25 protein-coding genes and 1 riboswitch are annotated in these 24,090 nt (G+C 49.7%); of the genes, 17 read left to right on the top strand and 8 right to left on the bottom strand.

The genetic code is table 11. The features are described 5' to 3' along the window. The first annotated feature begins 1 nt into the window (after position 1). The 4 genes from PRIO_RS27830 (at position 2) to PRIO_RS27815 (ending at position 3,702) form a co-directional block, all read left to right on the top strand. Entirely contained in the window at positions 2 to 748 is a 747-nt protein-coding gene (locus tag PRIO_RS27830) for a Cthe_2314 family HEPN domain-containing protein (RefSeq protein ID WP_020426347.1), read from the top strand. Between the two features lie 89 nt (positions 749 to 837). After that, positions 838 to 980: riboswitch (SAM riboswitch) on the top strand. 99 nt (positions 981 to 1,079) lie between these two features. Then, the gene (locus PRIO_RS27825; protein WP_020426348.1) at positions 1,080 to 2,096 is read left to right on the top strand and encodes a methionine ABC transporter ATP-binding protein; all 1,017 of its coding nucleotides are present in this window, start codon (positions 1,080 to 1,082) and stop codon (positions 2,094 to 2,096) included. Next, positions 2,096 to 2,764: a methionine ABC transporter permease gene (locus PRIO_RS27820; RefSeq protein ID WP_020426349.1), complete on the top strand. Its 669-nt coding sequence runs from the start codon at positions 2,096 to 2,098 to the stop codon at positions 2,762 to 2,764. Before PRIO_RS27825 ends, PRIO_RS27820 begins: the two co-directional genes overlap by 1 nt. A 59-nt stretch (positions 2,765 to 2,823) precedes the next feature. Next, positions 2,824 to 3,702 carry a MetQ/NlpA family ABC transporter substrate-binding protein gene (locus PRIO_RS27815; protein WP_020426350.1) on the top strand — a complete coding sequence of 293 codons (879 nt, stop codon included), beginning with the start codon at positions 2,824 to 2,826 and terminating at the stop codon, positions 3,700 to 3,702. Positions 3,703 to 3,911: 209 nt separating this feature from the next. Here PRIO_RS27815 and PRIO_RS27810 read toward each other — a convergent pair whose 3' ends face one another. Continuing rightward, on the bottom strand, positions 3,912 to 4,160 hold the full coding sequence (locus PRIO_RS27810; RefSeq protein ID WP_020426351.1) for a NifU family protein: 249 nt from the start codon (positions 4,158 to 4,160) through the stop codon (positions 3,912 to 3,914). Positions 4,161 to 4,242: 82 nt separating this feature from the next. Here PRIO_RS27810 and PRIO_RS27805 point away from each other — a divergent pair, with 82 nt between their 5' ends. Then, a complete protein-coding gene (locus PRIO_RS27805) occupies positions 4,243 to 4,497 on the top strand; it encodes a YuzB family protein (RefSeq protein WP_020426352.1) in 255 nt (84 codons plus the stop codon). A gap of 15 nt (positions 4,498 to 4,512) precedes the next feature. Here PRIO_RS27805 and PRIO_RS27800 read toward each other — a convergent pair whose 3' ends face one another. Both PRIO_RS27800 and mqnE read right to left on the bottom strand, forming a co-directional pair. Then, a complete protein-coding gene (locus PRIO_RS27800; protein ID WP_039785694.1) occupies positions 4,513 to 5,574 on the bottom strand; it encodes an NAD(P)/FAD-dependent oxidoreductase in 1,062 nt (353 codons plus the stop codon). A 70-nt stretch (positions 5,575 to 5,644) separates the two neighbouring features. Next, positions 5,645 to 6,751, bottom strand: coding sequence for an aminofutalosine synthase MqnE (gene mqnE / locus PRIO_RS27795; RefSeq protein ID WP_020426354.1), 1,107 nt, complete (start codon positions 6,749 to 6,751; stop codon positions 5,645 to 5,647). Positions 6,752 to 7,088: 337 nt separating this feature from the next. On the opposite strand from mqnE, the gene PRIO_RS27790 reads away from it, so the two are divergent. Together PRIO_RS27790 and PRIO_RS27785 are read left to right on the top strand one after the other, a co-directional pair. Then, entirely contained in the window at positions 7,089 to 7,448 is a 360-nt protein-coding gene (locus PRIO_RS27790; RefSeq protein WP_020426355.1) for a HesB/IscA family protein, read from the top strand. A 609-nt stretch (positions 7,449 to 8,057) separates the two neighbouring features. Then, entirely contained in the window at positions 8,058 to 8,786 is a 729-nt protein-coding gene (locus PRIO_RS27785; protein WP_039785697.1) for a class I SAM-dependent methyltransferase, read from the top strand. 392 nt (positions 8,787 to 9,178) lie between these two features. Here the strand turns inward: PRIO_RS27785 and PRIO_RS27780 are convergent, their stop codons facing one another. Continuing rightward, positions 9,179 to 9,388 carry a hypothetical protein gene (locus tag PRIO_RS27780; RefSeq protein ID WP_020426357.1) on the bottom strand — a complete coding sequence of 70 codons (210 nt, stop codon included), beginning with the start codon at positions 9,386 to 9,388 and terminating at the stop codon, positions 9,179 to 9,181. 335 nt (positions 9,389 to 9,723) lie between these two features. Between PRIO_RS27780 and PRIO_RS27775 the strand changes: the two genes are divergently transcribed. Next, positions 9,724 to 10,386, top strand: a complete 663-nt coding sequence (locus tag PRIO_RS27775) for a YheC/YheD family protein (protein WP_020426358.1) — start codon at positions 9,724 to 9,726, stop codon at positions 10,384 to 10,386. 326 nt (positions 10,387 to 10,712) lie between these two features. Continuing rightward, the gene (sda, locus tag PRIO_RS35145) at positions 10,713 to 10,856 is read left to right on the top strand and encodes a sporulation histidine kinase inhibitor Sda (protein WP_042217282.1); all 144 of its coding nucleotides are present in this window, start codon (positions 10,713 to 10,715) and stop codon (positions 10,854 to 10,856) included. A gap of 136 nt (positions 10,857 to 10,992) precedes the next feature. On the opposite strand, the gene PRIO_RS27770 is transcribed toward sda, so the two are convergent. Then, the gene (locus PRIO_RS27770) at positions 10,993 to 11,967 is read right to left on the bottom strand and encodes an NAD(P)/FAD-dependent oxidoreductase (protein WP_020426359.1); all 975 of its coding nucleotides are present in this window, start codon (positions 11,965 to 11,967) and stop codon (positions 10,993 to 10,995) included. Between the two features lie 323 nt (positions 11,968 to 12,290). On the opposite strand from PRIO_RS27770, the gene PRIO_RS27765 reads away from it, so the two are divergent. From PRIO_RS27765 to ltrA, 3 genes are all read left to right on the top strand, one after another. Then, a complete protein-coding gene (locus PRIO_RS27765; RefSeq protein ID WP_020426360.1) occupies positions 12,291 to 13,484 on the top strand; it encodes an NAD(P)/FAD-dependent oxidoreductase in 1,194 nt (397 codons plus the stop codon). 1 nt (position 13,485) lies between these two features. Further along, the gene (locus PRIO_RS27760) at positions 13,486 to 13,767 is read left to right on the top strand and encodes a hypothetical protein (protein WP_020426361.1); all 282 of its coding nucleotides are present in this window, start codon (positions 13,486 to 13,488) and stop codon (positions 13,765 to 13,767) included. 906 nt (positions 13,768 to 14,673) lie between these two features. Continuing rightward, positions 14,674 to 16,470 (top strand): group II intron reverse transcriptase/maturase, encoded by a 1,797-nt coding sequence (ltrA, locus tag PRIO_RS27755; RefSeq protein ID WP_046505648.1) that lies wholly within the window; start codon positions 14,674 to 14,676, stop codon positions 16,468 to 16,470. 87 nt (positions 16,471 to 16,557) lie between these two features. Here the strand turns inward: ltrA and PRIO_RS37360 are convergent, their stop codons facing one another. Together PRIO_RS37360 and hemQ are read right to left on the bottom strand one after the other, a co-directional pair. Further along, the gene (locus PRIO_RS37360; protein WP_282705064.1) at positions 16,558 to 16,644 is read right to left on the bottom strand and encodes a putative holin-like toxin; all 87 of its coding nucleotides are present in this window, start codon (positions 16,642 to 16,644) and stop codon (positions 16,558 to 16,560) included. 219 nt (positions 16,645 to 16,863) lie between these two features. Next, positions 16,864 to 17,622, bottom strand: a complete 759-nt coding sequence (hemQ, locus tag PRIO_RS27750) for a hydrogen peroxide-dependent heme synthase (protein WP_020430361.1) — start codon at positions 17,620 to 17,622, stop codon at positions 16,864 to 16,866. A gap of 223 nt (positions 17,623 to 17,845) precedes the next feature. On the opposite strand from hemQ, the gene PRIO_RS27745 reads away from it, so the two are divergent. The 3 genes from PRIO_RS27745 to dnaI all read left to right on the top strand — a co-directional run bounded on the left by PRIO_RS27745 (position 17,846) and on the right by dnaI (position 20,905). Beyond that, positions 17,846 to 18,142 carry a YuiB family protein gene (locus PRIO_RS27745; RefSeq protein WP_020430362.1) on the top strand — a complete coding sequence of 99 codons (297 nt, stop codon included), beginning with the start codon at positions 17,846 to 17,848 and terminating at the stop codon, positions 18,140 to 18,142. A gap of 243 nt (positions 18,143 to 18,385) precedes the next feature. Then, the gene (locus tag PRIO_RS27740; RefSeq protein WP_046505644.1) at positions 18,386 to 19,930 is read left to right on the top strand and encodes a replication initiation and membrane attachment family protein; all 1,545 of its coding nucleotides are present in this window, start codon (positions 18,386 to 18,388) and stop codon (positions 19,928 to 19,930) included. A gap of 18 nt (positions 19,931 to 19,948) precedes the next feature. Next, entirely contained in the window at positions 19,949 to 20,905 is a 957-nt protein-coding gene (gene dnaI / locus PRIO_RS27735; protein WP_020430368.1) for a primosomal protein DnaI, read from the top strand. Between the two features lie 88 nt (positions 20,906 to 20,993). Here dnaI and PRIO_RS35760 read toward each other — a convergent pair whose 3' ends face one another. Beyond that, the gene (locus tag PRIO_RS35760) at positions 20,994 to 21,149 is read right to left on the bottom strand and encodes a hypothetical protein (protein ID WP_020430369.1); all 156 of its coding nucleotides are present in this window, start codon (positions 21,147 to 21,149) and stop codon (positions 20,994 to 20,996) included. A gap of 351 nt (positions 21,150 to 21,500) precedes the next feature. Between PRIO_RS35760 and trxA the strand changes: the two genes are divergently transcribed. Together trxA and uvrC are read left to right on the top strand one after the other, a co-directional pair. Then, the gene (gene trxA, locus PRIO_RS27730; protein WP_020430371.1) at positions 21,501 to 21,818 is read left to right on the top strand and encodes a thioredoxin; all 318 of its coding nucleotides are present in this window, start codon (positions 21,501 to 21,503) and stop codon (positions 21,816 to 21,818) included. 217 nt (positions 21,819 to 22,035) lie between these two features. Further along, complete coding sequence (gene uvrC, locus PRIO_RS27725; RefSeq protein WP_046505641.1) at positions 22,036 to 23,985, top strand: excinuclease ABC subunit UvrC; 1,950 nt, start codon at positions 22,036 to 22,038, stop codon at positions 23,983 to 23,985. Positions 23,986 to 24,090 lie beyond the last annotated feature (105 nt).

Raw genomic sequence — 24,090 nt, 5'->3', positions numbered from 1 at the left:
GATGCTGCGGATATTACTCGGAGAACCGCCCCGCGAGAACAGCGGTATGCTGGCTGAAGCCATGGACAATATGGCGAAGGTGGCATCCATGCTGCGCAGGGAGATGAACACCCATGAAGACCCGGATCATGAATCCCGCAAGCTGGAAATCTGGACGCGCGGGCTGATCTCTTCCTTGGACGAGCTGGAGCAAAGCTGGTTCGCGGCTGCTTTTTTCCGCAAATCCGTTGTAGCGGGTTATATGGATGATATGTCTCCCAAGGAGCAGGGGGAATATGCGCGTTATGTTTATTTTTATAAAAATGGCTTCATTCGTGTATTCTCACTGCTGGACAAGCTGGGTACGGTTCTTAACAGTCTGTATGACCTGAATACCAGCAAAGTCAAAGTCCATTTCTCCTATTTCACTGTACTGCGCCAGTTTCAGCTGCATGAGAAGCATACAGCCTTCGCCGGCGAACTGGAGACGATCAAGAACGCCTACCGTGAACCGCTCGAAAATCTGCGCAAACGCCGCAACGCCGAGATTCATTACATGAACGCCGAAATGCAGGATGATCTGTGGCAGCGGCATCAGGGCCTCCATGACAAAATTCATCTGGAGGATCTGGACAGCCATCTGGAGGATTTGAAGCAGAGTCTGGAAATGGTCTGCAAATCCTTGGCAGCTTCCTTCAGGTACAGCAATGAGCAGTGGCACAAGGGCAAAATTGCGGCAAACCTAAAGAGAGGCCATCATCCCCAGTAAAAAGTTCCCTTTGACAAAAAACCTGAAAATTACTATACTTGAGCTTGCATTAGCATCTTACATGCTTCGGCAGCTAACTTCATAATCAACTCTTATCGAGAGCGGCGGAGGGATAGGCCCGATGAAGCCCGGCAACCGATTTGTATGGAATGCGTTACATGGTATTCTGTACAAATGTCATGGTGCTAATTCCTACAATGCCGTACAGGTTACGGTCGTTGGCAGATGAGAAGGCAGGGTTAATACAATCACGGGGCCTCTTGCGATCTGCAATCGATCGTAGGAGGTCTTTTTAGTTTTTATAAGGGTTACTTGGGGGAGGATTACTAGTTTGATAGAGCTGAAAGGTTTGACCAAAGTATACGGAAAAGGCAGCAAGGCTGCAATGGCGCTTTCGGGTCTTAACCTGTCGATTAAAAAGGGTGAGATCTTTGGGGTGATTGGCCACTCCGGCGCCGGCAAAAGCACACTGATCCGCTGCATCAATCTGCTGGAGCGCCCTACCGAAGGCGAAGTTTGGGTGGATGGAGTGGAATTAACCTCACTGAGCCAGGGACAGCTGCAGGAACAGCGGCGCAAGATCGGCATGATCTTTCAGCATTTTAATCTGCTGTCTTCTGCAACGGTGTACGACAACATTGCTTTTCCGCTCCGCCTGGCTGGTACGCCGAAGGCGCAGATTGAACGCAAGGTGCTGGAACTGCTTGCGCTTGTGGGACTGGAAGAGCACAGCCGCAAATATCCGGCGCAGCTCTCCGGCGGTCAAAAGCAGCGTGTCGGTGTAGCACGGGCGCTGGCCAGCGACCCCGATGTGCTGCTCTGCGATGAAGCCACCTCGGCGCTGGACCCGCAGACAACCGACTCCATTCTCCGGCTGCTGCTGGACATTAACCGGAAGTTTCATCTGACCATTGTGCTCATTACCCACGAAATGCATGTGATTCAGAGCATTTGCGACCGGGTAGCGGTGATCCATGGCGGGGGAATTGTGGAGCAGGGGGAAGTGGCAGATGTATTCCTGAAGCCCCAACATGAAGTGACGAAAGATTTCATCCGCAGTGAGAACCAGCATGAAGGGCCGCTCCGTGTTGCCCTGGAGGCAGTGCATGATAAGTACAGCAAATCCGTCAAAATCACTTTTCTTGGACAAAAGACATATGAATCTACCTTATCCCATGTGGTTCGTGGAACAGGTGTAGACTTTGCCATCCTCCAGGGGACGATTTCAACGATCAAAGATGTGCCTTACGGCCAATTGCTTGTTCGCTTTGAAGGAAGCGCGCAAGCCGTCGAGGCGACCCTTGCCGAACTGGCGGCACAAGGTCTTGATGTGGAGGTGTTCGCCTGATGGGCGGCTTGAACTTTAACGAGATTAACTGGGAAGAAATGCTGGATGCGGGTATAGCTACCCTTCGAATGTTGGCTTATTCCGGAATTTTCACAATTATTCTTGGTTTACCACTCGGAATTGTGTTATATTTATGGGGCAGATCAAATCACTTTATAATCAGGTCAATTTACTCGGTATTATCATTCGTTGTAAATATTCTGCGGTCTGTGCCTTTTATCATCCTGATGGTCGCCTTGATTCCTCTGAGCAAGTCCATTATGGGGACTTCAATTGGCGTATTGGGGACGATTCCGGCGCTGGTGATCGGCGCGGCTCCGTTTTTTGCCAGACTGGTGGAGACGGCACTGCGTGAGGTTGACCGGGGTGTGATCGAAGCGGCGCAGGGAATGGGAGCCTCTACAGGCCAAATCGTTTGGCGTGTGCTTCTGCCCGAGGCCCGTCCAGGCCTGCTGGCCGGAGTGACGATTACGATTGTTACCTTGGTCTCTTACACAGCGATGTCAGGAATGATCGGCGGCGGAGGCCTGGGGGACCTGGCTATCCGTTACGGGTATTACCGTTATGAGAAGGAAGTTATGATTATCTCCGTGGCACTGATGGTTATTCTGGTGCAGCTGCTGCAAATGGCCGGCGACCGGCTGGTACAACATTTTACCCGGAAATAAGGCAGTTTCATATAGAGCCTTATTCATACAAAAATAATGAGATGGAGGGGGATTTACAAATGAAAAAAGTATTGCTCACATTCTTCAGTTTGACCTTGGTATTGGTGCTGGCAGCTTGCGGCAACAACAATAAAACCAATAACGCTGCAAATTCTGCGGCTACGAACGCTCCGGCTGCGGATGCTTCCGCAGAGCCCACCACTGAACCTTCTGCAGAACCGGTAACCCTGGTAGTTGGCGCATCGCCAAAACCGCATGCAGAAATTCTGAAGGCTATTGCTCCGCTTCTGGAGAAACAGGGCATCAAGCTGGAAATCAAGGAATTTACCGACTACATTCTGCCGAATACGCAGCTGGCCGAGAAAGAACTGGATGCGAACTTCTTCCAGCACAAGCCTTATCTGGATGATCAGAATAAGCAAAACGGCACGAGCCTCGTATCCGTAACAGCGGTTCACGTAGAACCTTTCGGTGCTTACTCCAAAAAAATTAAATCGATCGACGAGCTGGCTGACGGTGCAAAAGTAGCGATTCCGAACGATGCCACCAACGGTGGCCGCGCGCTGATCCTCCTGGCCAAAAATGGCCTGATTAAGCTGAAGGACGATACGAATATTACCTCAACTACAGCCGATATCACGGAGAATCCGAAGAATCTCAAAATTGTAGAGCTTGAAGCCGCTATGCTGCCCCGCCAGCTGGATGAAGTAGATCTTGCCCTGATCAACACCAACTATGCCCTGGAAGCGAAGCTGGTTCCAACCAAGGACGCATTGTTCATCGAAGGAACCGATTCTCCTTACGCCAATCTGCTGGTAGCGCGTCCTGACAACAAGGACTCCGATGCCATTCAGAAGCTGGCTGCAGCTCTGACTTCCCCGGAAGCCAAAGCCTTTATTGAAAAAGAATACCAAGGCTCGATCATTCCGGCATTCTAAGTTGATTTCTTGAGCTGAACATTTATAAATTAAAGACCAGAGGTATCCGTTAGCCATGAAGGCAACGGAGCACTTCTGGTCTTTTTGCAGATTCAGATTTATTCCGGCGGCTGCACCCGCACACTAGGTTGATCCCGAATGTGAAATCCACTATAATAGAAAAAATCCCGGCCTTCTTCATCCGAGGCCGGGATTGTTATACAACGGGATTAGAATACTTGAATAACTTCTTCTACGCCTTCTACTTCTTCAAGGAGGGCGCGTTCGATCCCGGCTTTAAGCGTGATCGTGGAGCTTGGGCAGCTGCCGCAGGCACCCATAAGCTTCAGCTTAACAATGCCGTCTTCTACATCGATCAGTTCGACGTCGCCGCCATCGCGCTGCAGGAACGGACGAAGTTTATCGAGCACTTCCAGTACTTCATCATACATGGTGGTGCTTTGCAGATTCTCACTCATTTCTCAATCACTCCTTTCGTATGCTTATTATAGTACAAAAAGTTAAAAAATAAAATGGTTCACACAGAATAAGGAGAACATCATGAGACCACTTATTGAATTTTGTGCCAGCAATATCGGACACGGCACAGAACCGCTCAAGCGCAAGCTGGAACTCAATCCCGAATACGATGTCATTGAATATGGCTGTCTGAACAATTGCGGACAATGCTATCTGCAGCCGTTCGCCATGCTTGACGGTGAGATCATTGAAGCGGAAACACCGGAAGAGCTTGAAGCGGCCATAGAGGCTGCAATAAAAGAACAAGAAGCCTGGGACAATCTTGAGATCGATTAGTCCCAGGCTCATATTTTAGCCAAAATGCCGTTTGGACATCCAGAGCACACCGCTTTTCAGCAAGCGGGGAACCCGCCCCATGACAGAGCGGCGGCCCATCAAGCCAAAACCGGCATTTTTGCCCAGAGAGCCAAGGGTGCCCTTCAGCTTGATTTTGTGCAGCTTCGGCGTTTCATCACGCCACAGGGCTTGCATGATCTGCGCCACCTGTTCACCCTGCGCTCCGGCCGCCTGCGCGCTTGGCGCGAAGGGAAGGCTGGCACAGTCCCCGATCACATAGACCTCGGGATAATCCGCCACATTGTAGTAAGGCTCTACAATAATTCGTCCGCCCCGGTCTTTCGGCAGCTCAAGCTGCTGCACGACCTCCACCGGCTGGATGCCGGCGGTCCATACGGTCACATCACCGGGAATAGCCTGGGTGCCATTGAAGATGGCATCTTTTTCGACATGGGATACGGAGATATGACCCAGTGTCTCCACATGGTGCTCACTGAACCACTCTTCCACATACTGCGACAGCTTTGCCGGAAAAGAGGACAGCACACGTTCTCCACGGTCCAGAATAGAGATGTTTAGATCCGGCCGGCTTTCCCGCAGCTCTGCAGCAATCTCCACTCCGCTAAGTCCTCCGCCTACAATATTGACAGTTCCGTAAGGCCTCACATCATTCAGGCGCCGGTAAGTCTCGCGTGTACTGGAGAAGCTCTGAATGCTGCAGGTATGCTCTTCTGCGCCTGGAACATTATGATAATTATCCGTACAGCCGAGAGCAATGGCCAATATGTCGTAAGACATGGGCTCTCCCGTCTTCAAAAAGATCATCCGGCTCTCCAGATCGATGGAGCCTACCTCGCCGTAACGTACAGTAAGACGCGGGTGCACCGGAAACTGGATGCGCAAGTGATAATCGGTGACGGTGCCCGCAGCGAGTGCGTAGTATTCTGTCTTGATTCCCTGGTAAGGCATACGGTCCACTAAAACAATTTCCACATCGTGGGGCAGATGGTTGTCGAGTAATTTTTGAATGAGGGCAAGGCCGCCGTAGCCGCCGCCCAAGACGAGTAATGTTCTCATGACATCGTCCTTTCGAATATGGCTCAGTTATGGTCATTGCAGCAGCTGCCGGAGGAACGCCGGCTTGCAGTTATTCGTATACCTTAATTTCGTTATAAAACGTGTCCCGCTCTACCGGAATCTTTCCGGCACCTTTTACCAGCCAGATTAGCTCTTCACGGGTCAGTCCCTCTGGAGTCAGGGCTCCGGCCGCATGGCTGATGCGTTCCTTCAGAATCGTACCATGTACATCCGAGGCGCCGAAGCTGAGTGCGACCTGGGTAAGCTGTGGCCCGATATTAATGAAGTAGGCCTTAATATGGTCGAAATTATCCAGCATTAAACGGCTGATCGCAATTGTTTTGAGATCCTCATAAGCCGAGTTGCGGCGCATAATGCCGGCATTCTTGTTTTTGGGCTGCATAGACAATGGGATGAACACCATGAAACCGTTCGTTTCATCCTGCAGGTCGCGGATCTGCAGCATATGGCGCACGCGGTCCTCATGCGATTCAATCGATCCGTACAGCATTGTGGTATGAGTCTTCATCCCAAGCTGGTGTGCGGTCCGGTGAACTTCCAGATATTCCTCTACATTGGCTTTGTTGACACGCATTTTTTTCCGGTATTGGTCGGACAGAATTTCTGCCCCGCCGCCAGTAAGAGACTGAAGTCCGGCAGCACGCAGCTCCTCCAGCACTTCGCGGATGCTCAGTCCGCTAATCCGTGTAAAGAAGTCAATCTCCGCCGCTGTGTACGCCTTCAAAGTCACCTGAGGGAACGCTTCGTTCAAGGCCTTGAGCGAATCAACATAATATTGAAAGGGCACCTTATCATTATGGCCGCCGACAATATGGAACTCGCGCACTCCGGGATGGATGTGCTGTTCGACATATTGCACCATTTCCTGACCGGAAAGGGTATAGGCGCCTTCTTCACCGTCATCTTTGCGGAAATTGCAGAATGCGCAGTGTGCTTCGCAGACATTGGTGAAATATAGGCTCATATTTTCGATAAAATATACCTTGTTGCCGTTCTTCCGCTGATTCACCTCATTTGCCAACTGGCCGATGGTTAGCAAATCGTTGCTTCCATATAAATAAACGCCATCTTCCAAATTTAATCTTTCTCCGCCGCGAACCTTGTCGATAATGTTCGCCATTCTGGCATCGGTCTGGGGTGTTATAAGAGTAGACATATAATTTCCTCCTGAAGGTTTTGGCGAAGCAAGCGCATCGCAGAATCATTCCCGAAACAAACTTAGGGAGTAGCCGTCCATTACAAAAAGCTGCGATGTTAGCTGACTGCGTGACAATTTTCCGAATTTTCGCATATCGCTTTACCTATTATAAACCTCTCACAAGGGGGGAGCAACCGCTGAGAGAAGATGGATTTGCATGTTTAACTGTGCCGCTCAGGTGCAGTTTGGACTTGAGGGCAGGGGAATAGTGGAGTATACTTATTTTTATATAGACAGTTACTTTTGGCCGGGCAGGCTGTAGAATACAGAATAATTTTTCAGGAGGTTAGAGACTATGATTACAATCAGTGAAGCAGCAGCAGGACAACTCAAGACCATGCTGGCTGAACAGGAAATCCCGAATATGTTCCTTCGTCTTGGTGTAACTGAAGGCGGCTGCAGCGGTTTCTCCTACGCTATGGGCTTCGACGACAACGAAACTGACCAGGACGTCTATATGGATGTGCAGGGCATGAAGGTTGTCGTTAGCAAAGATGATATCCGTTACCTGAACGGCCTCGAGATCGACTTCGAGGAATCCGGCATGACCGGCGGTTTCACCATCAATAATCCGAACGCTACCGCTACCTGCGGCTGCGGCTCAAGCTTCCGTACGAAGGACGATGCCGGCAAGCCTGCGGCTGAGCCTTGCTAAACCCCGGCTGAATGTATTTGCTGCTCTCTAGCTGTAGCCGATGATTGATACAGACGGATATAAGCGAAGGATTCGTGGCTCAGCGCTGCGGATTGAGGGATTGAGGCTAAACATTTTGGTGTAGCGGAATTACTCGGATGGTGGCGCTGAAACTGAACTAAGCTATAGAGTTAAGTGGAATTTCTCCCACTAATCCGAGACTTTTGACTGCTGTGCCCTCATTAGGTGGAATAAGTACAACTAAAATGGCCCATTTAGGCGGTATCAGCTAAGTTCCTCCGAAATAAGTGGAGAAAATCCCACTAAATGCTACTGAGCTAACAGAATGCTATAATTTAGTGGAGAAATTCCACTTAAGGTTAGAGTGTCTGAGAGCCATTACTTTTCTTATTCATATAACCGGCTGCTGTACCGAAGTCTTCAGGTGAATGTACCTGGAGGCTTTTTTGTACGTTGGGGCAAGCTAAACTCCGTTTCCAGTTTTTAGTTGGACTGGTATAATGAAAGAGTAATAATCTAAAGAACAACCAGTCTCCCTTGATAAAAATTAAACAGCGAATATTTCAAAAAAATGCTGTCTGCCCGATTGCAAACAATCTATTTTAGGAGATGCCCAAAATGCCGGAAACGATTAAAAGCATGGAGAATTTGCTCAGCATGCTGGATTCGCTGATGAGGGAGCCCGCCCCGTTTTGGAATAAATTTTATGGTGACCGAACGAAGGGAGTTCCCTTTTTTGCAGATAAGCCGGATGAGAATTTAGTCTCTTTTGTAGAAGCAGGAGCACTACAGGGAGGGCGAATGCTGGAGCTGGGCTGCGGTCCGGGAAGGAATGCGATTTATGCGGCGCACCATGGCTTTGATGTGGATGCGGTAGATCTTTCAGAAGAAGCTATTACTTGGGCAAAAGAGCGGGCAGCTGAAAAGAATGCCACGGTGAACTTTACGCTTGGATCAGTTTTCGATCTGTCTCCCCGGTCCGAATATGATCTGGTCTATGATGCAGGCTGCCTGCACCACCTGTGGCCCCATCGGCGTATCGGATATATTGAGATGATCCATCATGCGCTGAAGGACGGGGGATATTTTGGATTAACTTGTTTTGCTCCCGGGTTTACGGAAATGGGAGGAGCCATGGAAATAAGCGACTGGGATGTCTACCGGGATCGCAGCATGCACGGCGGACAAGCTTACAGCCAAGAGAAGTTACGCGAAATCTTTGGCGGATATTTTGAACTGGTGGAGATTCGTATGATGAAGGAATGTGCAGAGAATGATCCTGTGTTCGGTGTTCCGTTTCTATGGACAAGTATTTGGAGAAAACACTCGAAGGGATAGTTGCATATGCCAGAATATTCGCATATTCAAACCTATATGAAAAAGAAGCTTGGAATCGCGGTTATTGCTTAATATTTTTTTAACAGGAAATGCCGTTGGGGCTCTGTAAAAGCTTTGAAGTATGACGGCTCTCTTTATTTGTCGGTTAAAAGCATGACTGATTATTTTGGACTGAACTCAGCTCTGAAATATGATAGTGCAAATAATAAAGTAACTATTGGCGGACCCCCGTGCTGCAGAGAGGGAGGCGGAAATGATTATAGAGATAAGGCAATATCAGCAAATCAACCTGTCCATTTGCACAAGCCATCGCTTCTTTTTTTCATAGAGTATAATAAAAACCCTGTACAGAAAACTCTGTGACAGGGCGTTGCAAAGAGCGAAACTTTTAATTAAGCAGGAATAATAAACTTGAAATTAATCATAAATACGACCAGTGCGGCGGCGCCCAGAGAAAAGGCGATGCAGCCCGTGCCGAGGACCCGGCGCCGGTCTTTGATGAATTTGAAGCCTAATGCGCAGACAAGAACGGTGATTCCTGCCAGAACGACGGTCATTCCAACCATTGCCACCCAGTACAGCACTTCAAAAAGCTCTGCCATGAAGAGTCCTCCTCTCCAGGTCATAATACAATGAATTTTAAGGATTTTCCAGCAAAAAGTGGCTGAGGGGCAACGCCGCATGACCAGAGAATCCGACAGACTCTGCGAGCGGTTCCCCTACCGGCGGTTGCTGTCGATTGCCGTAGAAGAGGCTTGTCAGAATTTGCAGCAGCCCTGCTACTCTCCCATATAGGTTAGATAGGACATAAGGCCTGGCGGCTATATGCCCTTTTTTGCTGTGCGCACCTGCTCATACGGACAATCATACAGGAGGGGGGGGCCTTTTCTGAGTAAAGTATAGGGTAGGCTGGGAATGTGAAAGGAGAGGTTGAACAATGGCGGGAAGACAACTGGCCAGCAAGTGGCTGAAAACCGAGGCGCTGCTCAGCGATCCGCGGGTTGCCGGTTACATTCCGAGAACGATGGAATATAGCGCTGCTGGGTTGTTAGGGATGCTGAGGAAATACGGAACGGTTGTAATCAAACCTGTTGTTGGCGGTGGCGGTTTTGGGGTGATCAAAGTGTTCCGGAACAGCCGGGGATACGGCTTCACACATATGCACAGCACAAGAATGTACCGGGATTTCTCCTCCATGAAGCGCGCACTCGACTTATTTAAGGCCAAACGGAAATATCTGATGCAGCAGGGCATCTCACTGGCCCAGATTGGCGGACGTCCTATCGATTACCGGGTCAAGGTGGCGAAGAACGGAGCACACTGGGAATTTCGTTCTATGGTCGGAAGAGTGGCGCGTCCGGGACTGTTCGTGACGAATCTCTGCAAGGGCGGAACGATGCTAAGCTGCCGTGAGGGACTGAGAATATCATTGCCGCGGATCAGGACCTCTGCCAAAAAAGCGGAGATGCGGAGCCTGACCCTGATCTGCATAGAGGTGCTGGAACGGCATTTTCCGGGCATTGGTGTGCTTGGTTTTGATTATGCTGTGGACCGCCGGGGAAAGATCTGGATTTTGGAGGTCAATACCCGCCCGAAGTAATTAAAAAATTTTTAAGAATTGACGATAAATATAATAATGAGATAGAATTGCGTTTAGTTGTGTAATCCTTGAGGTAATATATGATAAAAAATTCCACGGAATTATGAACAATGTAAAAATATTTCAGGCAAAATATCGGCGGATTCATCCTGTGTATAACTGTTATCCCCATAGTCCACTGTGCGGTGAATGACTTCTCGGCCTTTACTAACATATTATGCACAGGATCTCCACAGTTGCTTGTGGATAGTGGGAACGCTTGTTCGAAAAATAATAGTTTGCTATGATAGATTCAGATTCAAATAAAGGAAAGGTAGGTGAACGTTATGGTTGAATTGTCGGATGAGATGCTCTTGGACTCTTACCATAGAGCAATAGAACTGCAATTAGAGCATGATTTCATCGCTCTGCTGCTCGCTGAAATTCGCAAACGGAACTTACACTCTCCAGTTCATGCGGTTCTGCACTAGAAGCCCGGAGCATACCTTTGCAGCAGATCAATCATTCAACCGCAAGCGGCACAAATAGGGTATCTTTTCAAGTTGAAGTGCAATCAACCTGAAAGGATACCCTTTTATTTGTAGAATAACAGAGGTGAATGTCCGGCTACAGCTTGAGATTGCTGCTGTGTCCGGGAGACAGCTTGGCTTCGGGATCAATATAGACCTTGGCGTTGTTCACTGCGGTAGGCGCTTCTCCGAATCCAACAGCGATAAGCTTCAGCTTACCCGGATACGTGGTAATATCACCAGCGGCGAAGATCCCCGGAATGCTGGTCTCCATGCGGGAGTCTACCACAATCGAGTTGCTCTCAATATCGATGCCCCATTCGGCAATCGGCCCCAGCGAGGACACGAAGCCAAAGTTAACGATAACACTGTCCACTTCCAGCTCCTGTGTTTCTTTGGTTTTGATGTGGGACAAGGTAACCTTGGTAATAAATTCTTCGCCGTGAAGCCCGGTAATCTCCGAAGGCGTAATGACATTGACCTTGGATGCCATCAGGTTCTCCACACTGTGCTCATGGGCGCGGAACTTATCCCTGCGGTGAATCAGAGTAACCTGCTCAGCAATCGGTTCAAGCATCAGTGCCCAATCCACAGCAGAGTCGCCGCCGCCGCTGATCAGCACCTTTTTGCCCTTAAATGCATTAAGATCGCTGACAAAATAATGCAGGTTGGCTTTTTCGAAACGCGCCGCTTCGGGAAGCTCCAGACGGCGGGGTTCAAAAGCGCCTACGCCTGCAGTAATGATCACGGCTTTGCTGTGATATTCCGCTTTATCGGTAGTAATGACGAAATGGCGTTCGTCCTGTTTTTTAAGCGAAACGACCTTCTCCTCCAGCCGGATATCGGACTGAAACAGCTCCATTTGGCGGGAAAGGTTATCTACCAGCTCCTGACCGGTGACTTTTGGAAACCCGGCCACGTCGTAAATATATTTTTCTGGATAAAGAGCAGCAAGCTGCCCCCCGAGTTGGGGCATACTCTCAATAAGGGTTACCGATGCCTGGCGCATTCCGCCGTAAAAAGCGGCAAACATCCCGGCCGGACCGCCTCCTATGATCAGCAGATCGCTCATAGGAACGGATTGCTCTAGTGTCACGTAATATTACACCTCCGAGTTGATAGTTTCAAATTGCCATATTGGCTTATCTAACATTATAAACATTGTGGAGCTGACCTGCAAAGGCTTGATTTCCGCAGAATATTGTGACATTTTGTTGTATGATTATATTTGATTAAAACGATACTAAGGTTTACAATGGATATGGCTATTTTGGAAATCCTTTAAGTTTTATTGGAAATTCTTCTGAATTTAAGTGTATAAATTCACAAAAGAAACCGAATTTTTTTACAAAAAATAACACATAGACAGATTCACCTGTTGGAAGGAGCCGGAACATGAGCAGTATTCCTAAAATCGTCATCCTAGGCGCGGGATATGGAGGTATTTTGACCGCGCAGCGGCTGCAGAAAGCTTTGAACTACAATGAAGCTGATGTGACACTGGTTAACCGCCATGAGTATCACTATTTCACAACCCATCTGCATATGCCTGCTGCAGGTACAGACAGCATCGAGCATACCCGCGTATCTATTTCAAAATTAATTGATGAATTCAAAATTGATCTCGTAAAATCTTCCGTGCAGGAAATCCGCACCCAGCAAAAAAAGGTGATTCTGGAAGATGGCACGCTATCTTATGACTATCTTGTAATCGCCCTGGGCGGGGAACCCGAAACCTTCGGAATTCCGGGACTGGACAAGTACGCTCTGACGATCCGCAGCATTAATTCCGTGCGGCTGATCCGTGAGCATATTGAGTATCAATTCGCCAAATACAAGAATGAAAATAATGCACAGGAACATATTAATTTTGTTGTCGGCGGCGCAGGCTTCAGCGGCATTGAATTTGTGGCGGAGCTGGCAGACCGTATTCCGGCGCTGTGCAAGGAATTCGATGTAGATCCAAGCATGGTCAATATCTACAACGTGGAGGCTGCTCCGACGGCACTGCCGGGCTTCGCCCCTGAATTGGTAGAGCATGCCATGACTGTGCTGACGAAGAAGGGCGTGACCTTCAAGATCGGTGTAGCGATCAAGGAATGCCTGCCGGGCGGAGTTATCCTTGCGACGGGTGAAGAGATCAAGGCTTCAACCATCGTCTGGACCGGCGGCATCCGCGGCAACCGTCTGATCGAAGCAGCGGGTTTTGAAGCTATGCGCGGCCGGGTGAAGGTGGATGAATATCTGCGTGCACCGGGACATGAGAATATCTTTATTATCGGCGACGGCTCCCTGATGATTAATCCGGAAGGACGCCCATATCCCCCGACGGCACAAATTGCCATGCAGCAGGGGGAATGCTGCGCCCATAATCTGGTGGCCGCAATCCGCAGCCAGCAGCCGAAGAAATTTGCCTTCAGCAACAAAGGCACTGTAGCTTCCCTGGGCAAAGGCCAAGGCATCGCTGTAGTGGGCGACAAGAAATATAAGGGCTGGACCGCGGCGCAGCTGAAGAAGGTTGTGGACATGCGTTATCTGTTCATCATCGGCGGCATTCCGCTGGTACTGAAGAAAGGAAGATTCCTCTAGGATGCGCCACTGCAGCGTACAAGTTCGCGGACTGCTGACGCGTGAGGAGCTGGACCGGTATAACGGACTGATTGAGGCCGGGACTTATCTGGAGGATCAGGGCCGTTACGATCTCGCCTACAATGTCCAGAAGGAGATTGATATCCTCATTCTGCCGGCAATTGAACGCCTGAAGGACAAGAGCCGGGCCCGCGACCGGGCGACGGCGGAATACCTGGAGGGCTTGCGTGAAGATGGCGATGCCGGTGAAGAGGATGACGGCAGGAATCTGTCAGATGATTAATTTGGAGTGGGATATATTTATTTATTAAATCCACTTGTGGTATAGTGAAGGCAGATAAGACGTACAATGCAAAGTGAGCCGTGCTACCAACACGACTCCCTGTTTGCAATAGCCGCTTTTAAGGGCGGCGGCTTTCGGGAAAGTAGTCAGGAAATAGACCGTCTCCTTTGACCAGGGCGGTCTATTTCTTTTGTGCGACTTGTTTTGCTATAACTGTCTTGCGGCAGGAAAAGCAAGAATGCGAAAGCATTTAACTTTGTATCCGAAGATCGGAATGATGGAACCATGTATCCCGAAACGGTCTCGATAATACTCCTGCATGCTCTATCCGGACAGCGTATAGAGTATGAAGCCAGGTGAAGGCGGCAGAAGGAAAGCTGGAGCCACTCGGTCGAGAAGGTATGCCAACTGATATGCCGGACGGCTGAAAAACAGGCTATGGTGAGAATGTCCCACCGGACTGACGAACTGCCGAATGTACGGGTCTAGAGTAGGACCATCGGGAAACCAATGGGCTAGCGTAGGCTAGGTGGACGGCGAAAAGTACGATATAGAAGATAGGAACCTCGCTATACCGGACAACGGCGGTATCCCTCCACAGGCTCAAAGGCAGCACCTAAGGCTTGAATGTATAGCTAGGGCACAAGGAACAAGGAAAGCAAGGAACGTCGGAACAAAGTCTGTCAACTTAGACGGCTGCTATAAGGCATACGCCGAAATGCACTTATCCTTGTGAGAGTAGGGGAACGACCAATGAAATGCCTGTAATGGGCATGAAGGAACAGCCCCGAGTCTTCTTGAAAACGAATTCAATTTTCCAAAATGAACGGCAAAGATCGGGTAAGAATGTGGGGAATATCTTTCTCTCTAAAAAAAAAAAAAAAAAAGAGAGAGGGGGATACCACAATGTCGGCACTACGATACTGGGACTACTACAACATGACCGGAACCTTCACGGAGCTGTACGAAAGAGCCAAAAATAAGGGGAAATTCTCGAAACTCAACGACATTGTTACATCTCGGGAAAACATCCTCCTGGCTTATCGAACCATCAAATCCAATAAAGGTTCCCGCACAGCCGGAACAGACGGCAAAACCATTGAGGATATCAAAGTCGAAACTGATGAAGCAATTGTAAATCTTATCAGACAAAAGCTGTTGAATTATAGACCAAAAAAGGTAAGACGTGTTTTCATCCCGAAACCAAACGGCAAACAAAGACCTCTAGGCATACCTTGTATTTTAGATCGGATTGTCCAGCAATGTTTCAAACAAGTGCTTGAACCCATTGCTGAAGCCCGCTTCTATAAACACAGCTACGGTTTTAGACCTATGCGAGCTACTCATCACGCTATTGCACGGGTGCAGCACTTAATCAACTTTAACCGTCTCCACTATATTGTGGATATTGACATCAAGGGCTTTTTCGACAATGTAAATCACACTAGACTGATAAAACAGTTATGGAACATGGGGATTCGTGACAGGAAGGTTCTTCGGATTATCAGCAAAATGCTGAAAGCCGAAATTGAGGGTGAAGGCAGACCCACCAAAGGAACTCCGCAAGGGGGAATTCTGTCTCCCTTGCTCTCCAACATCGTTCTAAACGACTTGGATCAATGGGTTGCCGGACAATGGGCGGACTTTACGACCACGCACAAGTATGACAGAGATGATAATAAGTACATGGCCCTCAAGAAAAGCCATTTGAAAGAAGGCTACATCGTCCGATATGCTGATGACTTCAAAATCTTGTGTCGAGATTGGAAGACAGCCCAAAAGTGGTACCATGCCGTCAGATCATACCTTCAAGAGCGTCTGAAATTGGACATCTCGCCAGAAAAATCGCAGATTCTGAATCTTCGAAAGAGATGCTCCGAATTTCTCGGATTTACGATCCGAGCCGCAAAAAAGGGGCATAAGCGAGTCACCCACACAGGGATCAACAACAAAAAGAAGCAGCAAATCAAGAAGGAAGCGAAGAAGCGGATTCGAAAGATCCGCCAATCGCCTACCGCTCAAAACGCCCTTCTGTTCAACAGCTATGTCTTAGCTCTACATAATTACTTTAACCGAGCGACACATGTAAGTCTCGAATTCTCCCGTCTTGCCCGAGAACTGCGCGTGTTCTTCTACAATCGTCTGAAACAAGTCGGCAAATATGAGCATCCCAGCAACCCACCACCGGTTTACCACAAATTTTATAGCTCTAACTACAAAACATTCAAAATCGCCAATGTTTATCTCTTCCCCTTGGCCAATGTTAAGATGAATATTGCAATGAATATTAATCAGAGCATAACCCCATTTACAGAAGAAGGGCGAAAGTTGATAATCGAAAGAATGAAACCGGACATTCAATGGGAAGTAGCAAAGCTTATGAAGTCCAGACTACCTGATCGTAGTCTTGAGTATATGGACAATCGTCTTAGCAGATACAGCATGAAAATGGGCAAATGCGAGATAACAGGTTTGTTTTTGCACGCAGAAAATGTACATTGTCATCATTATCTGCCGACCCATTTAAAAGGAAACGACCAGTTTAAAAACCTTCGCATCCTCCATAGAGATGTCCATAAATTAATCCATGCCTCCGCAAAACATACGATCATGGAACTACGTAAACGTCTGAACTTAACCGACAAAATGATCATGACGATAAACCAGTACCGCAAAAGGTGTAATTTGGAACTTATTGATTAACAATTATAAGAAGATGGAACGCCGTATGCGGTGAAAGTCGCACGTACGGTGTGGAGGAGGGGAAAAGGTAGCGATCACATCAAAGCCTTACCTATTCCTATTGAGGTAGTTCAGCAGAGCAATAATGAACATGCCGAACATGAACATCAATGACAACGCTTGATAAACCTCCATGGCCTCACCTCCCTTCCGGGAGCTTAGCCGACCGCCCTTGTAAGCCTTCCATTGCTTATGCGATTATACCACGTCACTTTGAATATGGATAGAATATACAGTACAACCATCATGATGTGAAACTGAATGTGATGAATCATCTATAACAGAAACTCAAATAAAGGGAAGGCCCCTCAGACAGGGAGCCTTCCCTTTATGACTTATCGGTATTTTGCGCTGCTACAGCTTCAGCAGTTCTTCAAAGGTATCCGGTGTCAGCAGATTTCCGACATAGAACGGGCCAAATTCGCCGTAGCGGGCACTGACTTCGTCAAAGCGCATCTCATAGACCAGCTTCTTGAATTGGAGCGCGTCATCGGCAAAGAGGGTGACGCCCCACTCCCAGTCATCGAAGCCGACAGAGCCGGTGATGATCTGCTTCACTTTGCCGGCATATCCGCGTCCGATTAACCCGTGCGAATACATCAGCTCCCGGCGCTTCTCCATATCGAGCATATACCAGTTGTCCGCAAGCTCGCGTTTTTTGTTCATCGGATAGAAGCAAATATGCTTCGTTTGCGGGAGAACAGGCTTCAAGCGGGCGGCTACGTGCGGGTTCTGCATCGGGTCGCTGCCGTCTCCGGCGCTTCCGCCAGCCGCATAGTTGCTGAGTTCAACGATGCTGACATAGGAATAAGACTTGGTGGTATACTGGGCAAAAGCGATTTTGTTAAAGGCGGTTTCAAGCTGGTTCAGCGCTTCCAGGCTTTCCCGCAGAAACATCATCACGAAATCAGCCTTCTGGCCGACAATGGAGTACACTGCAGTGCTTCCTTCCTTGGCTTCCTCCACCGGGCCCCATTCCTGCATGAAGGCGTGCAGTTCTTCCAGGGCGACAGCGCGTTCTTCATCATCGGCGGCCGTCCAGGCTGTCCAGTTCAGAGAACGGAAGTCGTGCAGGGCATACCAGCCCTCCAGTGTCAACGCGGCTTCGTTCATGTATTCTCACTCCTTAGCATATGGATATATGTACAATCCGTTTGATCTATCTGCATTGTATCGCATGCAGGCAGGCAAGAGCAAACGCACACCCCTGCTCTTATGGGGCGGATACCCGGAATTGCCGATAATGTTCATTGCTTCGTTACATTTTTTCTAGTAAACTTACTATTAATTAAGGTTTGCTGTGCGGTTCTTTATAGAGAGAGGGGATGGCAGTACGATGGGGTTTATTCCTGTATTTGTTCTGGCCGTGTTGTTCTTTGTCATGATGTTTGGCATTGGCTTTATCCTTAACATGTTAATGAAGACCACCTGGTTCCCTGCCTATCTGTTCGTTATTGTGATTCTGCCTGTGGTCGTCTATTCGATCTGGGACCGGAGCGCCATGAGCCTGTGGGAGCATCTGTCGACCTTTCATCTCGTGGATTATCTCACCGGGGTTGCCGGTCTCGCCGGAGCGGTGCTCAGCGGCTGGACGATCCAGAAGCTGCGGCTCGGCGGCTACAAAATGTTCTAATAAAGAGTTTCGCGTGCATACGAACGGCTGCTGTCCTTATCCAAGGATGGCGAGGCCGTTTTTTTCTTGGAATCGAAGAGGATTTTCGGATTTTCCGCTAACGCCAGCAAGGGGGAACAAGCTGTCGATATCAAGGGGATATACGCTGAATTTGGACTTTTTTTTACATTTCCGGGCCGGGGTTTTGTGATAGAATAGAAATCTAAATGGATTCGTGTAGAAAAAGAGGGAGGTAATCCGCAGATGCGTATGAGTAACCTGCATCATTTCACCGAACATCATCGGTACTGCGTTTCCCGCGAATTCGGTCTAAGCAGTGTAGATGCACGTATGCTGGGCTCGGTCTATCAGCCGATGGTGGGCGCCTTTGCCATCAGCCTGTACCGGCTGCTGTTCGAGCATATTCCGGCTGAAGCAATCGGCTATTCTCCGGTGGAGCAGCAGCGGCGTCTGTTCATGACGCTGGGCGTGGAGCCGAATGAGAAAGGCCGCAAATATATAGTGGATCAGGCTTCCCTGCTGGAGGCGGTGGGGCTGCTGCAGACCTGCCGGATTTTTGTAGCGGAAACCGATGATTATATGTACGAATACGAACTGCTGCCGCCGCTGTCGCCGGCTGATTTTTTTGCAACCCAGCATTTGACGTTGCTGCTGCGTGACAAGATCGGCAAATTCGCCGTGCTGTCGCTGCGTGAGCAGTTCTGGAACCGGGAGCCGGAGGAATGGAGCCGCCGGTCGATCGGCAAAGAGAACATTTCCCTGCCCTTTTATGATATTTTTCAACTCAATACCCATGTGATTGACTATGAGCTGGAGCAGGCTCTGGCTGAGGTGGCGACAGTCAAGCAACCCGGCATGCGGGAAACCGGGGAACCGGCGATCGGCTACAGTGATATTATCCTGCGCTTTCCGCGTGAATCCGCCAACCGTGTCCATGTCGAGAAGCTGCGCTTTGACCATGCCCAGATGGGGATGATCAATTATGTGGCCCACAAATATGAGCTTAGCCCGCAGGATATGTCCCGCCTGCTGGATGAAGACGGAGTGTTCACACAGGAAGGTGAAGTGATTCTGGATACGCTGCAGTACAAAGCAAGCCAGCATTTCCGGCAGGATATGAAACGCCAGGAGAAGCGGGAGATTGCGGCGGCAAAAGTGGTAGCCCTGCGCTCTGCCGCCTCCGTGGAAGGCGATGATTCCACACCGCCGATGGAGCAGCCGGTCGAAATGGAATATTATGTGGAAGTGCCGCCGCAATTTTTGTCCAAATGCGACATTCACCAATATAATATGATGCTGCGCAATGAGCCTTATACACGGCTGCTGCAGACCTTTTTTCCGGGGGCCGTGCCAACGCAGCTGATGGATACATTTGAGAAGATTGATCTCAATTATAAGCTGAGCGGCGAAGTGATTAATGTACTCATTCATTATCTGATGACCATGGTGGCTTCCGCTGGCGATCAGCGGATGAACCGCAACTTCGTGGAGGCGATTGCCTCGAACATGCTGGTGAAGCAGGTGAACACGTACGAGAAGGCTGTGCGTTATATCCGGGACCAGACCAAGGTCAAAGGCAAAGGTGCAGCGGCAGGGGCTTCAGGCTCAACCGGGACGCGCCAGCGCAGCTACAGCAAGACCGGCGGCCGTTCCGGCAAAGCGGAGATCCCGATTGTGCTGGATGACGGCAGCGCCGGAACCGTGTCGGAGGAAGAGTTCGCGGCGATGATGAAGAAGGCCGCTGAAATCAAGGCCAGTAAGAAAAAAGGCGTATCCAAGACGCCGTAATGAAAGCGAGGTGCGGCTATGGAGTCTATGGGCGAAGTGCTGCGTTCGATGAATAATTCCGCGCTCCGCCAGCGCTCCCGTGATCTTGAGCAGAACCTGCTGAACCATCCTCTGGTGAAGCAGCTTCAGGCGGAGCATCCCGAGCTGGACGAATCGCGGCTGCGGCTTCACTTGAGCCGCCTGTATCAATATGTGGAAGAAAGCCGCCACTGTGCCAATTGTCCGGGCCTGGAGAAGTGCCCGAATGACTTTCAGGGCCACTACAGCAAGCTTACCGTAGAGACTGTAGGCGGTATGGCAGATCTGTACGAGCGGAAGACGGCCTGCAATCTTAAGATTGCCCAGGATAATCAGGACAGTATCCGCAAGCGCATCCGCAGCTTTTATGTGGATGAGCGTGTGCTGAATGGCGGCTACGATGAAATTGACATTATGGGTAAGGACCCACGCCGGGTCTCAGCCGTGAATCGTATATTTGATTATATTGCAGGGGCGAAGGAGAACGGGCTGACCTCGCGGGGGATATACCTGCAGGGCTCTTTTGGAACAGGCAAAACCTTTTTGATGTGCTATATGCTGCATGAACTGGCGATTGCCGGATACAGCGGCGTCATCGTCTACATGCCTGATTTCATCGAGGAGCTTAAGTTGATCATGATGGACAATCAGAAGCTGAAAGAAATGGTCGACACAATGAAGAACTGTGATCTGCTGATCTTTGACGATATCGGGGCGGAGAACCTGAATCCATGGGCCCGCGACCATGTGCTGGGGGCGATTCTGAACCACCGGATGAACCGCAAGCCGACCTTTTACACTTCGAATTATCCTTTGGACGGTCTGGAGAAGCATCTGAGCATTACGAGCAAGGACGGCGAAGAGATCTACAAAGGCCAACGGCTGATGGACCGGATTGCTCCGTTTGTGGATGTCATTCCGCTTTATGGCGAGAACCAGCGGGGAACGGTAAGATAAAAGTGCTAAAGCAGCAAAATCCGGCTCCTTCCTTAAATGGAAGGGCCGGATTTTGCTGCTGCCCAGCTGAAAAGCATGTGGTGAAGAGTTACTCGGATAAAAACTTGATAATCACCATGCCGAAGAAAACGACGGTCATAAAGCCCGTCATGCCGAAGAAGCCGGCGAGCAAATCGCCAAGGTCATTGCGCGGCTCCTCGTTGACATGCTCCCGCGGGTCGCGTGTGTGCGCGTTGACATCCATCTTTTTTCCTCCTTGCAGTTGCATGACTGCAATTAGTGGGTTACAGTTAGACGTGTGAGAGAAGTCATTGACAATTAATGCGCTTTCTTCAAGTATACGAACTCCCTGCGGCCTTGTAAAGAAGAGACTGTGGAGGAAGTATTTGATTTTGTGCAATTTAATTTCCTAAAACATTATACAAAATCACTGTTAATATGTTATACTGTGGATGTGTCGGTAAATGGTAATCTGGTTATCATATTACATGAAACATTTTATCCCGTTATAATTTCGGAGTGAATTCGCCACACTAGGCTTATGGGTTATAGAAGCGGATGGAAGCTTCGTACAACTTAAAGGAGGAACTATATCATGGCTATCGTGAACGTGTCTGACCAATCCTTTGTGGGTGAAGTTGAAGGTCAAGGTACTGTTGTTGTAGATTTCTGGGCACCTTGGTGCGGCCCTTGTAAAATGCTTGCCCCCATTCTGGAGGAACTGTCCACTGAACTGGGAGACGATGTGAAAATTGCCAAGCTGAACGTTGATGAAAATCCGGAAACAGCTTCCCGTTTTGGAGTTATGAGCATTCCTACCCTGATCTTCTTCAAAGACGGCCAGCCTGTGGACAAAGTTGTTGGACTTAACTCCAAGGATTCCCTTAAGAATATTGTAGCAAAACATCAGTAAAATGATGCTGTAGTATCCGGGCATATGCCCTGCCGCCAAAGCGCCTTCGGTTTATCCGAAGGCGCTTTGTGTGTCAGGCGCAATCCGTTGCGCCTTTTGGAAGAATGAACGTTTCTTAGCCAACAGTACTTTATTTTCTACGCTATGGGGTTGAACCCATGGCTTCTTATATTTAAAATTAAGTTATCACGGTGTTGTTACAGGTGGGGGAGAACGCATGGATTATATGGATAATATCCGCAACAAACTGGCTTTGCTGCCCGACCTGCCCGGGTGCTATCTGATGAAAAATGAAGAGGGCACTATTATTTATGTGGGCAAGGCCAAGGTGCTGAAGAACCGGGTCCGCTCTTATTTTACGGGCAGCCATAACGGTAAGACCCAGAGGCTCGTCGCCAATATTACCGACTTTGAATATATCGTCACGTCCAGCAATATGGAGGCGCTCATTCTGGAGTGCAACCTGATTAAAAAGCATATGCCGCGTTATAATGTGCTTTTGAAGGATGACAAGACGTTTCCGTATTTGAAAATTACGAATGAAGCTCATCCGCGTCTGGAGGTTACGCGCCGGGTGATTAAGGATAAAGCGAAGTATTTCGGTCCATATCCAAATGCTTATGCGGCGCATCAGACCAAGAAGCTGCTCGACCGGATGTATCCGCTGCGCAAATGCGGCGTGATGCCGAAGGAAGTCTGCCTGTATTATCATATGGGCCAGTGTCTGGCGCCCTGCGAGAAGGAGGTGCCCAAGTCCGATTATGAGGAGATTACGCAGAACATTGCCGGTTTTCTCGGAGGCGGCCATGAGGCAGTCAAGAAGGATCTGCAGCAAAAGATGCAGGAGGCTGCAGAGGAGCTGTATTTCGAGCGGGCCAAGGAGCTGCGCGACCAGATCATCCACATCGATGCCCTGATGGAGAAGCAGAAGATTAACACGGCTGATACCAAAGACCGCGATGTATTCGGCTATGCCGTGGACAAGGGCTGGATGTGTGTGCAGATTCTGTACATGCGGCAGGGGAAAATGATCCAGCGGCACTCCTCCGTGTTCCCTTTCTACGGGGAAGCGTACAGCGATTTCATCTCTTATGTGGCACAGTACTACAGCGAGAACCCTGCCCTGCCGCAAGAAATTCTGCTGCCGGATACTGTGCTTGAAGGCACGGATAAATCAGGCAAACCGCAGCTGGCAGTCAGCGGTGAGGCTGAGGCGGCCGGCGGAGAAGCGGCGTTGGAGGCTGCAGCGCAAGCGGATGCGGGTGAAGCCGCTGCGGCTGAGGCAGCCGCTGAAGGCACCGTGGACGCAGCCGGCGGCGCGGCGGCCCTGCAGGAGTGGCTGGGCGTCAAGGTGCTGGTGCCGCAGCGCGGGCTGAAGAAGCAGATGGTCGGAATGGCCTGCCAGAACGGCCGGGTGGCGCTGGACGAGAAGTTTCGCCTGATCGAGCGGGACGAGGAGCGCACCTCCGGCGCAGCGATCAGCCTGGGCCAGAGCTTGGGCCTGGAATCGCTTAGCCGGATTGAAGCATTTGACAACTCGAATATCCAGGGAACCAATCCGGTATCCGCGATGGTTGTGTTCATTGACGGCAAGCCTGCACGCAAGGAATACCGCAAATACAAGGTCCGCTCGGTACAGGGACCGGATGACTACGAAACCATGCGCGAGGTGATCCGCCGCCGCTATGAACGCGTGCTGAAGGAGAACCTGCCGCAGCCGGATCTGATTGTGGTCGATGGAGGGAAGGGGCAAATTTCTTCCGCCATTGACATTTTGCAGAATGAGCTGGGGCTGTACATCCCGGTCTGCGGCCTGGTGAAGGACGACAAGCACAGAACGGCGCAGCTGCTGGTCGGTGATTCCGCCGAGCCGGTGCAGCTTGCCCGGGACAGCCAGGAGTTTTATCTGCTGCAGCGCATTCAGGATGAGGTTCACCGGTTTGCGATTACATTCCACCGCGAGCAGCGCGGCAAATCGATGGTAACCTCGAAGCTCGACTCCATTCCGGGCATCGGCGACAAGCGCCGGAAGCTGCTGCTGAAGCATTTTGGCTCGCTCAAAAAAATCAAGGAGGCCAGCATCGAGGACTTCCGTCCGCTGTCGATCGGCGACAAGCTGGCTGGGCAGATTCTGGATGCCCTGAAGGATGAAGGGCCGTCATTATAAAGTATTATAGTTTTATACAAGAAGAGACTGGCCTGAGGGCCAGTCTCTTCTTGTATATCGTTCCCTTCGTGAAGCGGCAGCTGTAATCAAATAGATGAGTTTGCG

The sequence above is a fragment of the Paenibacillus riograndensis SBR5 genome (genome assembly GCF_000981585.1).
GTDB lineage: Bacteria > Bacillota > Bacilli > Paenibacillales > Paenibacillaceae > Paenibacillus_AQ > Paenibacillus_AQ riograndensis.
This window is presented reverse-complemented; position numbering and strand designations above follow the sequence as displayed.